Below are 11,042 nucleotides of genomic sequence, written 5' to 3'. Positions count from 1 at the left end.
TTGGCTACGGCAAATGGCGTACTTCTAAAAAGGTACAGGGGTTTAAACAAAGGTAATTGCGTTAAAAGCCATAAGCAGCCTCAGCGCCCCAATCCTTACCCCTCAATCAATACTCTTTCACACATGAAGGAGGGTAGCAATGCTTAGCCTGACACACGCCCTAAACATCCTGGAATTAACTGAGCTGACTAGCCTCATTCAACTCAAGGATGCTTATTGCCGCTCCATGCTTCGTTGGCATCCTGATCCTCGCGCTACTAAGGTCTGCCAGGAAATTAACTCGGCCTATGCCTTTCTGGAGTTAATCGCTCTCGGTCGGGATCAGAACAAGGCCAGTGGCAAGGAATGGGCTGAGTACATCAAAAAGCAATTACTCAAGAAGGAAGTTAAGACCCGATGGAGAAAGGCATACTGGACGGCCCACAATGCTCGGCTTTACCTAAGGCTTCACTTCTCTACCTGCATCCTCGAATTCAAACAGGCAGCTATTAAACTCTGCCGAGTATGGTTTCTCAATTACCTATATGAGGGCATCCCAGAGAGCTGTCGGGCATACCGGGAACTGTCGCTTGCGATCGCGCCCAATCGAGATGTGCGGGAAGACTGGGCGAAGAAGTATCACAACCTGGAGTTCGGTTCTGATAACTGGATCTTCTACCTACTAGATTCAGTTGCTCAGCTAACAGATGGGGAGCATACAGCATGAGTTCGGCTCCTCTAACAATTCTGAATCGTGACTATTTGGCGATCATTCACACCCACGCTGCCAGCGCTTCCAAAGCAGTGCAGCGATGTGCAGCAAAACTAATCCAAATCTTCGAGCGTTTCACGTTATGGAAACTGGAGACCTGCAAGCTCCCCCTAGAACGAGCATGGTTCTGGATTCCCATTTTTCGTAGCCAGCGCCCATCGAAAATCGAGTCTGAACAACTTGAGCTGATAGAAGCAAGTCCGCAATCGCTCTATGACGAATTAAATGGTGAGCACTGCAAGGACGTGATTCAAAAGGCGGTCAAACTGCTGACTGAATTGGGGTTAGTTCATCGTCGAAGAGACCCCCGCAATGGGCAGAACAGAACGTTCTATTATCTGGCTGATCTAGAGAAGCTAAAAAAGCTCAAGGCTTTGGTGCGTGGGAATTTCAAAAAAACGTCTTTGAAAGACGATAGAACGTTTTTGAAGGACGATACATCGTCTTTCAAGCGCGAAAGATCGCGCATGATCTCATCTACTAACTCAGTCTCTTCCTCTTCCTCTAACAAAGATGCAGTAGCTGAGGAAGCGGTTCTAGGGGAAAGGGAAAACGCCAATCCGATCGACCAATCCGAACCATTCATAACAACGTCGGTGGTGAAGCAACCATTAGAAACTCACTCCTGTTCTCCAGTTCAAGGGGTTGCAGAAGGCCAGTTTTTCCCGCCGCCTGCCGCCGTCGAATTGAAAATTGATTGGAATGAGGACGTCCAAGAAGCGGCAAGGAAATTCGGCGATCGCATTCCTAATGCCCTGGAATACGTTCGTCAGGGTATTGAGGAAGGATGGGCGAAGCAACCTACTGGATTGTTCATTACAGCCCTGCGGAAGGGCCGTAAACCCCAAAAGAAGACTGTGCCCCCTAAGCCCAAGGAACGGGTAGATATGTTCCAGGTAGAGGGTGCTTGCCAGGGGGCATTTATGCAGAGCGATCACGCCTTCATTCAAGCCAGGCTGAAAGGTTTGGTACGTGCTGGCATGACTCCCGAAGTTGAAGCGTTGCGCGATCGCCATCCCGAGTGGGGATTTCAGTCGAGGAGCGATCGCCATGCGTGACCCCGAGCATTGGCGTAATCATTTTGGGCTGCCCAACGCGGTTGAGGAAATCGTAGTTGTTAACTCTTTTGGGGAGCTGATCAACATTATTTGCGAACACCGCTTAACACCGGGGCTGGATGCTGACTACTGCTCTAAGTGCAAGTGCTGGTGGGTTAACCAACAGATCCGAGATGTATTGAAACCCACACCAAAAAAACAAAAAACTAAATCCGAGCCCGACTCTGAAGAGTCGCCAGAACTGCTATGAACCAACTAAGTTTGATTCAAATTGAACGCAAAACAACCCAGGTTCGACCGGGTTGTTGCCACATCCCTAACTGGCTCAGCTTGAGGGAGCAGCAGAAACTGCTAGCCCTGTTGCGCGAGTGGTGTGCAGGAAGTTTCTGGGCACCAAAGATGCCTAACGGAACTTCCACGAATCAGCCTTTGTGTGGGCTAAGCCTAAACTGGAAGCCCCACGAATACGTTGAGACAACCCACCCCTCCCCGCTCCGCCTTCAATTTCTGGTGAATAGGGTTTTAGGAGAAACCCTGCCTCAGTATCAGCACAGCACTCTGCCGGATGTTGCGATCGTCAACTATGCCCCGTCTCCTGCTGTTGATATCGAGATGCGCAGTAGGAGTGTAGTGGTAATGGGCAGTCATTCCAGAATGGCTTTTCACGGCATCACCAAAATTGTTCTTGATTCGGCACCTCTAGAACTGGGCATGAAGATTGATCGCCTGAGCATCCCTGTCCGTCAGGCTCGAAGGGGGGTCGCATGAAAAGTGTCGTCACTTCTGATAGTCATGTCATATTTGATCGATCGCTACACCCAGGTTCTGCGGTTCACCTAGGAGAATCCTGGCTCGAACATTGCAACGATTCAGTGGGGGGTGGAACTACCCCTGATACGCCGCTATGTGTACGAACTCCGGGGGATGTACCTGGTGTGCTGGAAACCGTCTTTAGTGTTGCGGATGAAACTTTGGTATCTGACAGCAGAGGGGATAGCCCTGCTGGAGATGTTCCAGGGAAAATGGTTGAGGCGATCGCCCCTTCCATTCCTTCTGAATCTCCCCTAGAACCAGATTGGCAACAACAAATCCTGAACTGGCATCGCCTTGGATACGAGGGCAAATGCACTGAAGCAGAGATGGAGGAGGCGATCGCAGACATCATCTGGGAACACGCTCCTATCAAGCCAGGGCAACGGGTGAAGGAGGACAACAACAACCCGGCATGGCCTGAAGCCCACAAGATGCCTGCTCTGATCTGGTATGGTGAACTGCTGACCTATGAACCAGTAGTAGGCATGGGCTTCCGCTCTTTGTCAGCAAAAGTACTCTGGGACAAAAAGATCGATGGGGAACAAGTAGTAGCCCAAACCGTTATCGAAAACCTTCGGGTATGCGGTCCTGCTCCAACTCGTTCAAAGTCACCTGATACTAGCGGCTCTGGCAACAGCGTCAACGGTTGCCCGTTCCATGTGGGCGATCGCGTCCGTGTAAAATCCATCCACAAACTCAACCGCAACATCTGGAACCGAGAAACTCAGGTCGTTGAGGTTACCAAAGCTGAATTGGTGATAATTCAGTTGGATGGCGATCGCCGCTGGCCTATTCCCGTGCATCAATTAGAGCTTGTCAACGTAACTCCAACTGTCAACGAAACTCTAGTAGATCCTATTGCTGAGATTGAGGCAGCTTTGGCTGGGTTGAGTGCAGCCACCGAATCAGAAACGGTTCTAGGGGAGAGTGAAACTGTAACTCCCCCTAAGCGTGACAAGAAACAGAAACCCCGCCAGCGCAAAGCGCCCAAATGCCCTGAATTTACCTGGCAGTTTGAGGATGAACCACAACCGGGTGATCGCGTCTGGTATGCAACCCCAACGAACCAGGCCATTGTGCAGCGGGTCGAGGGCAATACCGTCCATGTGGTGTGGGAGGATGACGGCGAGCTGGGCACCATTCCCAACCTCGGCAATAAAGCCCGAGGCTATGCCGAGTTCTGGTATGGCAATTGGGTATGGCATGAGGACCGGGCCAACACTGGCATGGTGCAGGAAGTACTGGATTATGGGCGGGCTTTGGTCGAGTTTGATAGCGGCGAAGTTAAAGAGGTTTCTCAGTGTCGGCTCCATCCGGTCTATCCCTCTGAGGAAGCTAAGAAGCAGGCTAAGAAACCCCGCAAAGAGAAACTGTTTAAAGCTCCTAATCCTGCCCCGGTTCTGGGGGAAAGTGAAGCGATCGCCCCCAGCATTCCCAAAGTTATTAATCGGGATCTAGTAAGCAGTTTGAAGGGAGTGAAGGAGCGGTTTGATGCAAACAAAGCTAGGGCTGAGGTTGCAGAAAGCTTTATCAAATGGCCAGGTGGAAAACGGCGATCGCGTCAGGCTCGGATTTGGCAGGTGCTAGATCGGGTGTGGGCAAATTTTTCGTGCGCGTCACGCACGTTAATTGAGCCATTCTGCGGGGCGGGTAACGTTGCCCTGGGACTGCGAGCGGAGAAAGCGGTTCTAGGGGATGCAAACCCCCACATCATCAATCTGTGGCAGCAAGTGCAGTGTGATGGTTTACCCATCACCCTCAGCATGAGGAATGAGCGGGAATGTTATGAGGCAATCCGGGATAGTTTCAATGCTGCGATCGCCGATGGCAACATCAACACTCCCGACGCGGCACAGCAGTTTCTCTACCTGGTCAAGACTGGGTTCAATGGCTTGGTCAGATTCAATCGGAGTGGCGGTTTTAATGTGCCATTTGGCAAGCACAAAACCCTAACCTACCCCAAGGATCTGAAACCTTATCAGAACATTTCCAAGTCCTGGCAGTTTATCTGTCAGGACTGGAGGGAAACTCTCAAACTGGCAACGGCTGATAGCTTTGTTTATTCCGATTGCCCCTATGACAAGTTTGACGGCCCCGAGCAGTTGCCTCTGCTGGGGGAGGAATACCGTGCCGAGGGCAATGGGTTCGTGTCTTATACCAGTGGCGGTTTCCCCTGGCCTGAGCAAGTTGCCCTGGCCCGTGCCTTGGCAGAGCTACCCTGCCCTGTGGTCGCCAGCAATGCAGCCACCCCCCGAATTTTGGAGCTTTACCGAGGACTTGGGTTTGAGGTGCAAATAGTGCAGGCTAAGCGGTCAATCAGCTGCAACGGCGATCGCACCGATGCAGCCGAGATGATTGCGGTCAAGCTGCCCTCTCCCCTAGAACAAGAAATCAGTTCTAAAACTGCGAAGGCAAGATTCAAGCAGCGTAGAAAGTACGCTGAGAGCGTTTGCCAGAAACTTGGGTTTGAGGTGGACATTAATGCAGTTTCCAAAACGGAGATTTCCGTTTTGGAACAGCCAAAAGTTTCGGTTGCTGATTTTGGCGATGGTCCCTTAAAACCAGTTTCCGAAAATGACTGGGCCGAAAGCTTACATGATGAACTCGCCCAACTGGAAATGAAGCGTGATGCACTTTTCCGTGATGGTGAACTGGCTCCCCAAGGTGCATGGCTCGAAACAGGCAAGGTGAAAGGTAAAGAGTTTCGTCAGGCATGGTGGCGATCGAGTAAACCCATGTTCACTCCAGCCCGTTCCAAGGGCAACGCTGAAGCTTTGATTAAAAGCAGCTACATCGGCAAAGAGGGTGGTGCCGAGCATAAGGCCGCGATTGCGGCATACCAACGCCGCAAAGAATACAACCGGCTAACAAGACTCATTGAAAAACTGGAGGCTCACATCCAATGACATTACGAGGACGAATTGGATACCTGGAATATATGCTTCTAGGCCACCATCACACTTTTTACCGGCAGGGTAGCGACCTTCAGTGGCACTGCCATCACTACTCCATCTTGACGACTACACCTTACGCGATTGGTCCCATATCCTTCTGTCCCCAGGGAGGGTTGCTGGAAGCACCATTGGAAATTACTCAGGTAGCAATTCACCAAAACGTACCCATGATGGATGTTTTAGGAGAAGTCCGAATAATTTGGCTTATTGCTTGCAATTCCATTTTCCCCTGCTACCTCGCTGGATGATTGCGATCGCCTTCTCCAGCTTCATTCCACTGGAAAAATTTTCAACTGTTTCAATTACGTTCTCAAGAAACTGATTAAGGAGATCTCTCTTGATGATTACAACCGCGTCAATACCTCCAACCCTATCCGAAATCCACGATGCCATCCAAGCGATCGCAAATTGTGCCAGAAGCATCGGTTACGAGCAAATTCTAATCAGCCAAACAGGTGGTGTTTCTTTCCACCGAGTCAATCTCCTAGATCAGCTAATCGAACTGCATGAAGTGACAGCTCAGCTTCAACAAGAGCAATCGATCGCTGTTGGTTAATTTATTTCTGAAATCGTCACTTAGTTGTCACTGAACTATTGGGAAGCATGGCTGAAACCACCGAACAGATGATTGCTCGAACCCAGGAAATGTTGCTTGACTTGAGCCGCCAACTGGACGACATCCTTAAGGATCGCGATACCCGCATGGACGGTCGCCCCTGGACTAAGCTCGAGGCAGCCAAATGGCTCGGAGTCCACCCCGACACACTGAAGGATTATCGGAAGGAGTGGACGGAGGGCATCCATTACTTCCGCCTGCTCGGTGGGGAGTGTCGCTATAATCCCGAGATGGTCAAAGACTGGCTTGAGAACCGCAGCAATCCCCAAGCCCATGAGCGGGCGATCGCGGTCTGGAATAGCAAACGGCTGTGCAATCAGAACTTACGCACAGCATGCAGGAAGGCGGGGTGAGGCATCCGCTTGAAAATTTGGCTTCCAAATTAGAAGCTCGTATAGAATTGCCCCGAAAGATTCACAAGTTTCAAGAAGAAAGTGAGTTTTATTATGCTGTCCTATATGAATATGTTGTTGATGTGTCCAAGTTGTTGAAAGTGATCGCCCCACTACTCCCACAACTCCGGAAGCTTCGGCGTCGCATCAATGAAACCTGCGTAATTCTTATAAAGAATCTCAACCTCGTGGCCGGTCAGCTCAGCAACCTCCACCGGATTAATACCCTGAGCCAGAGCATGACTGATCATCGTTGAACGAGTAATATAGGGCTTCCGATATGGAATACCCGCCGATGCCAGCACAGCTCTCCAGGCTCTATTTCTAAAGTTGTGGTCATCCAAGGGTCCACCTTTAGGCGCAGGAAACACCAACTCTCCCTTTGCTTCTGCTTTGCGACGTTGCAGCAGAGCTTGCAGCCTAGATGTCATGACCAATGTTCTGTCTCGGTTAGTTTTAGTCTCCTTTCTTATTCCACCCCTGGAGATGACTTCACCAATCCAAACCCGCTTGCAGTCCTCTGATACATGGCACCACCTGAGGCCGATTGCCTCCCCAATCCTCATTCCCGTTCCCAACAGAAACTCAACGAAATCGGCATAGTATCCGTAATAGCGATGCCGCCGAAAAGCCTCCATCACCTTCACCACCTCATCTCGGTACAAGGGTTGGGGTTTTTGCTTGGGGGGAACCTTTACCACCACTTCAGACCAGGGATTCTCGGTGAGGATATCTTGAACGATTGCCCACTGCCAGCAGGCTTTTAGGTAACCAATATAAGTTTTGACGGTATCCGGCTGCTGGCTCACCAAGTATTCACGCCGGAACTTCTCTACGTCCTTCTCCCCAATAGAGACTGCAGCCCGTGTGGCAAAAAATTGCCTGATGTGGCGATGGCAAGCTTTGTACTTGTCCATCGTCCGTGCGTAAAGCCGCTTCTCCTTCCAAGCCATGAACTTGGCAAACAGGTCTACCACAGTGATGCGATCGGCAACTTTGTACTCCTCCTTGTACTTCTTGAGAGTTGGGTCAAAGTTGCCTGTCATCATATCTGCTTCAATGATCCGGGCTTTGCTCTCAGCCATTCGCCGCCCAATTGGGTCATCAGCTAGACCTAAATATATAAAGTAGCGTTTGCCGCCATGACTCCAGACAAGCCTGAGCCTGTCTCGAAGCACTTGTATACTTACGTTTCCGGTTGATCTACGGGGCATTTGTGTGTGTGCTGAAGTGATCACAGATTACACCCCGATTTACCCCAATTGACCCTCGATCGCCCTAGGAAGGGGTCTTGCTATTGAGAATGGCGATCGCTCAAAAGCAGCTCTGTGAGGGGGCTTTAAGCTTGAATTTGCTAGGGTCTGAGAGAATGGGCGATACTGGATTCGAACCAGTGACCCCTTCCGTGTGAAGGAAGTGCGCTACCACTGTGCTAATCGCCCGCGGTCTCCAATAATAGCAGCTTGAGTCGTTTTTTAGAAAGAGGTAGATTTTTAATCCGTTTCACCCATTGGAGAGATCCATAGGAGTCTGTATAGTGTTTATGGTTGGAGGTCGTTAACATATGTTCATACCTAAACTGATCGCTCCTTCTTCTGAGGAGTTATGCGATTGTCCTCCCCATCGCCCTGGATAGTTACGATCCAGTGAACGTAGCCTCTTTCGTGAGGCATAGACTAAGCAGTCCTTAACTAGCGATGGGCGTAGAAATAATGGCACCATTGGGTGATCGCGATCGCTTGTTCAGCTCATAGAATGCTTCTTATATATCAGGAATCCAATATCCATGACTGTCGCGCCAGATCAAGTTAACCGCATTGTTTGGAACCAGCATCAAGATCCCTTCGAAGTTCTGGGACCTCACCCGGTGCAGGACGGCGACAAGACAGTCTGGAGCGTAAGGGCCTATCTGCCTGATGCCAGTGCGGCATCTGTGGTGTTACCGGAAGCTCGGGCTGAGTACCCGATGCAGGCGTTGCATCATCCCCACTTCTTTGAATGCCAGATTGATATTCCTGAGCTGAGCAACTATCAACTCCGCATTCGAGAAGGGGAGCATGAGCGAGTCACCTATGATCCCTATGCTTATCGATCCCCTGTATTAACTGACTTTGATATTCATCTATTTGCTGAGGGTAACCACCACCGGATTTATGAAAAGCTAGGAGCGCATCCTACTGAAGTCAATGGAGTACAAGGGGTTTACTTCGCGGTCTGGGCTCCCAATGCCCGCAACGTATCGGTCTTGGGAGATTTCAACTGGTGGGATGGCCGTAAGCACCAGATGCGTCGTACTGGAAATGGTATTTGGGAATTGTTCATCCCTGAATTAAAGGTGGGAACTTCCTATAAGTTTGAAATTAAGAACTACGACGGCCACATTTACGAGAAGACTGACCCCTATGGGTTCCAGCAGGAGGTGCGGCCAAAAACTGCTTCTGTCGTAGCTGATCTCAGTACCTACACCTGGAATGACCAGGATTGGATGGAGCAGCGTCGCCATAAAGACCCATTAGCGAACCCCGTTTCAGTGTATGAGGTGCATCTAGGTTCCTGGTTACATGGTTCTGCTGCCGATCCTTATGTCTATCCCGATGGGACCGTGACAGAACCTGTTATTGTGGCAGATCTGAAGCCAGGAGCCCGGTTTCTCAACTACCGGGAGATGGCCGATAAACTGATCGCCTATGTTAAAGAGCTTGGCTTTACTCATATCGAAGTCATGCCTGTAGCGGAGCATCCTTTTGATGGCTCCTGGGGGTATCAGGTGACAGGCTACTACGCGGTAACTTCCCGTTACGGTACGCCCCAAGACTTTATGTACTTTGTAGACCAATGCCACCAGAACGGCATTGGGGTAATTTTGGACTGGGTTCCTGGGCACTTCCCGAAGGATGGGCATGGGCTGGCGTTCTTTGACGGCACACACCTGTATGAGTATGCCGACACCCGCAGAGGGGAGCACAAGGGATGGGGCACCCTGGTCTTTAACTATGCTCGCCATGAGGTGCGCAACTTCCTGATGGCGAATGCCCTGTTCTGGATGGATAAGTATCACATTGATGGAATTCGGGTGGATGCCGTTGCATCAATGATCTACCTGGATTACTGTCGGGAACCGGGGGAGTGGGCACCCAACCAGTATGGGGGCCGTGAACACCTGGAAGCCGCGGAATTCTTGCGTCAGGTGAACCACGTCATCTTTAGCTACTTCCCAGGGATTCTCTCCATTGCTGAGGAATCGACCTCCTGGCCAATGGTCTCCTGGCCGACTTATCTGGGTGGGCTTGGCTTTAATCTGAAGTGGAATATGGGGTGGATGCACGACACTCTGGACTACTTCCATATGGATCCGTGGTTCCGGCAGTTCCACCAGAACAACATTACCTTTGGCATCATGTATGCCTTTAACGAGAACTACATGCTTGTGTACTCGCATGACGAGATCGTGCATGGTAAGAGCCCGATGATCGGTAAGATGCCGGGGGATGAGTGGCAGAAGTTTGCGAACTTACGCTGTCTCTACACGTTCATGTACACCCACCCCGGTAAGAAGACCTTGTTCATGAGCAACGAGATAGGGCAGTGGAGTGAATGGAACGTCTGGGGTGACCTGGAATGGCACTTGCTGCAACATGAACCGCACGAGAAGTTGAAGCACTTCATGGGTCGCTTGAACCGCATGTATCAGGATCAGCCGGCTCTGTATGAGCAGGACTTTACGCCAGATGGGTTTGAGTGGATTGATTGCAATGACAATCGTCACAGCGTTGTGTCTTATATCCGTAAGGCGAAGGACACGGAGGACTATGTGGTGGTAGTTTGTAACTTTACACCTCAACCACACGCCCACTACCGGGTAGGTGTTCCCGATTGGGGTTTCTACTCGGAAGTGTTTAACAGTGATGCCCGTGAGTATGGCGGTAGCAATCTGGGCAATCTGGGTGGTAAGTGGGCTGATGAGTGGTCATTCCATAACCGTCCCTATTCTGTAGATCTGTGTCTGCCTCCCTTGGGTGTGCTGGTGCTAAAGCTCGATCGCGAAAAGACAGAAGAAGCTCGTAAAAAATAACGTTTGAAACCTAAGGCTCCTTTGTTGTCGTTATCAAATGGCAACAAAGGGGTTAGCGTTGATGAGTAGAGCTATGAAATGGGATCCGGAACCATAATTCCGCATTCCATTCCATAGTTCTACTCATCAGTGGGAAGTTGTAATCTCTTATTTCAGTACATCAGGACTTAGACATTTTTGTGAGTGCTGTGCTTCGCACAGCACTCACAAAAATGTCTAAGTCCTGACATCTCTGCGCCACAAGGAAGCTGAGGAACTCGATTCGTACCCCTAATACCAAACAAATATGAAGCTGCGCCAAACTAGAAGAGTCCTCTTTGAGGTGATGGGCGATGACAGGACGTCCTTTTCAAGTCACGGTGACGGAGAGCCTGGAGCAGTTAGAG

Annotated in this window: 10 protein-coding genes and 1 tRNA gene; 9 read left to right on the top strand and 2 right to left on the bottom strand. The window is 50.4% G+C overall.

The features are described 5' to 3' along the window. Positions 1 to 139 precede the first annotated feature (139 nt). From NDI52_RS30940 to NDI52_RS30905, 8 genes are all read left to right on the top strand, one after another. Complete coding sequence (locus tag NDI52_RS30940; protein WP_190770017.1) at positions 140 to 706, top strand: J domain-containing protein; 567 nt, start codon at positions 140 to 142, stop codon at positions 704 to 706. Next, positions 703 to 1,809 (top strand): hypothetical protein, encoded by a 1,107-nt coding sequence (locus NDI52_RS30935; RefSeq protein ID WP_348256976.1) that lies wholly within the window; start codon positions 703 to 705, stop codon positions 1,807 to 1,809. The genes NDI52_RS30940 and NDI52_RS30935 overlap by 4 nt, the downstream gene beginning before the upstream one ends. After that, positions 1,802 to 2,059 carry a hypothetical protein gene (locus NDI52_RS30930; RefSeq protein ID WP_190770015.1) on the top strand — a complete coding sequence of 86 codons (258 nt, stop codon included), beginning with the start codon at positions 1,802 to 1,804 and terminating at the stop codon, positions 2,057 to 2,059. Before NDI52_RS30935 ends, NDI52_RS30930 begins: the two co-directional genes overlap by 8 nt. Beyond that, the gene (locus NDI52_RS30925) at positions 2,056 to 2,577 is read left to right on the top strand and encodes a hypothetical protein (RefSeq protein WP_190770014.1); all 522 of its coding nucleotides are present in this window, start codon (positions 2,056 to 2,058) and stop codon (positions 2,575 to 2,577) included. The genes NDI52_RS30930 and NDI52_RS30925 overlap by 4 nt, the downstream gene beginning before the upstream one ends. Then, positions 2,574 to 5,528 carry a Dam family site-specific DNA-(adenine-N6)-methyltransferase gene (locus NDI52_RS30920; RefSeq protein WP_190770013.1) on the top strand — a complete coding sequence of 985 codons (2,955 nt, stop codon included), beginning with the start codon at positions 2,574 to 2,576 and terminating at the stop codon, positions 5,526 to 5,528. Before NDI52_RS30925 ends, NDI52_RS30920 begins: the two co-directional genes overlap by 4 nt. After that, entirely contained in the window at positions 5,525 to 5,824 is a 300-nt protein-coding gene (locus tag NDI52_RS30915; RefSeq protein ID WP_190770012.1) for a hypothetical protein, read from the top strand. The genes NDI52_RS30920 and NDI52_RS30915 overlap by 4 nt, the downstream gene beginning before the upstream one ends. A 92-nt stretch (positions 5,825 to 5,916) precedes the next feature. Continuing rightward, a complete protein-coding gene (locus NDI52_RS30910; RefSeq protein WP_190770011.1) occupies positions 5,917 to 6,132 on the top strand; it encodes a hypothetical protein in 216 nt (71 codons plus the stop codon). A gap of 47 nt (positions 6,133 to 6,179) precedes the next feature. Next, positions 6,180 to 6,545, top strand: a complete 366-nt coding sequence (locus NDI52_RS30905) for a helix-turn-helix domain-containing protein (RefSeq protein ID WP_190770010.1) — start codon at positions 6,180 to 6,182, stop codon at positions 6,543 to 6,545. Between the two features lie 152 nt (positions 6,546 to 6,697). Here the strand turns inward: NDI52_RS30905 and NDI52_RS30900 are convergent, their stop codons facing one another. Next, the gene (locus tag NDI52_RS30900; RefSeq protein ID WP_347280181.1) at positions 6,698 to 7,669 is read right to left on the bottom strand and encodes a tyrosine-type recombinase/integrase; all 972 of its coding nucleotides are present in this window, start codon (positions 7,667 to 7,669) and stop codon (positions 6,698 to 6,700) included. A gap of 285 nt (positions 7,670 to 7,954) precedes the next feature. Further along, positions 7,955 to 8,026: transfer RNA gene (locus NDI52_RS30895), tRNA-Val, on the bottom strand. Positions 8,027 to 8,370: 344 nt separating this feature from the next. Here NDI52_RS30895 and glgB point away from each other — a divergent pair. Further along, positions 8,371 to 10,656 (top strand): 1,4-alpha-glucan branching enzyme, encoded by a 2,286-nt coding sequence (gene glgB / locus NDI52_RS30890; protein WP_190770008.1) that lies wholly within the window; start codon positions 8,371 to 8,373, stop codon positions 10,654 to 10,656. Positions 10,657 to 11,042 lie beyond the last annotated feature (386 nt).

This window comes from Leptolyngbya sp. PL-A3 (genome assembly GCF_039962325.1).
Taxonomy (GTDB): Bacteria; Cyanobacteriota; Cyanobacteriia; order Elainellales; family Elainellaceae; genus Vacuolonema.
Note: the sequence above shows the minus strand (reverse complement) of the source record. Positions and strands in the feature narration are given on the sequence as shown.

What these genes read in the sequence shown, in the direction of transcription:
- NDI52_RS30915 (WP_190770012.1), top strand. Translation starts at nt 5,525, where the DNA reads ATGACATTACGAGGACGAATTGGATACCTGGAATATATGCTTCTAGGC.
- NDI52_RS30910 (WP_190770011.1), top strand. Translation starts at nt 5,917, where the DNA reads ATGATTACAACCGCGTCAATACCTCCAACCCTATCCGAAATCCACGAT.
- NDI52_RS30920 (WP_190770013.1), top strand. Translation starts at nt 2,574, where the DNA reads ATGAAAAGTGTCGTCACTTCTGATAGTCATGTCATATTTGATCGATCG.
- glgB (WP_190770008.1), top strand. Translation starts at nt 8,371, where the DNA reads ATGACTGTCGCGCCAGATCAAGTTAACCGCATTGTTTGGAACCAGCAT.
- NDI52_RS30905 (WP_190770010.1), top strand. Translation starts at nt 6,180, where the DNA reads ATGGCTGAAACCACCGAACAGATGATTGCTCGAACCCAGGAAATGTTG.
- NDI52_RS30925 (WP_190770014.1), top strand. Translation starts at nt 2,056, where the DNA reads ATGAACCAACTAAGTTTGATTCAAATTGAACGCAAAACAACCCAGGTT.
- NDI52_RS30900 (WP_347280181.1), bottom strand. Translation starts at nt 7,669, where the DNA reads ATGGCTGAGAGCAAAGCCCGGATCATTGAAGCAGATATGATGACAGGC.
- NDI52_RS30930 (WP_190770015.1), top strand. Translation starts at nt 1,802, where the DNA reads ATGCGTGACCCCGAGCATTGGCGTAATCATTTTGGGCTGCCCAACGCG.
- NDI52_RS30940 (WP_190770017.1), top strand. Translation starts at nt 140, where the DNA reads ATGCTTAGCCTGACACACGCCCTAAACATCCTGGAATTAACTGAGCTG.
- NDI52_RS30935 (WP_348256976.1), top strand. Translation starts at nt 703, where the DNA reads ATGAGTTCGGCTCCTCTAACAATTCTGAATCGTGACTATTTGGCGATC.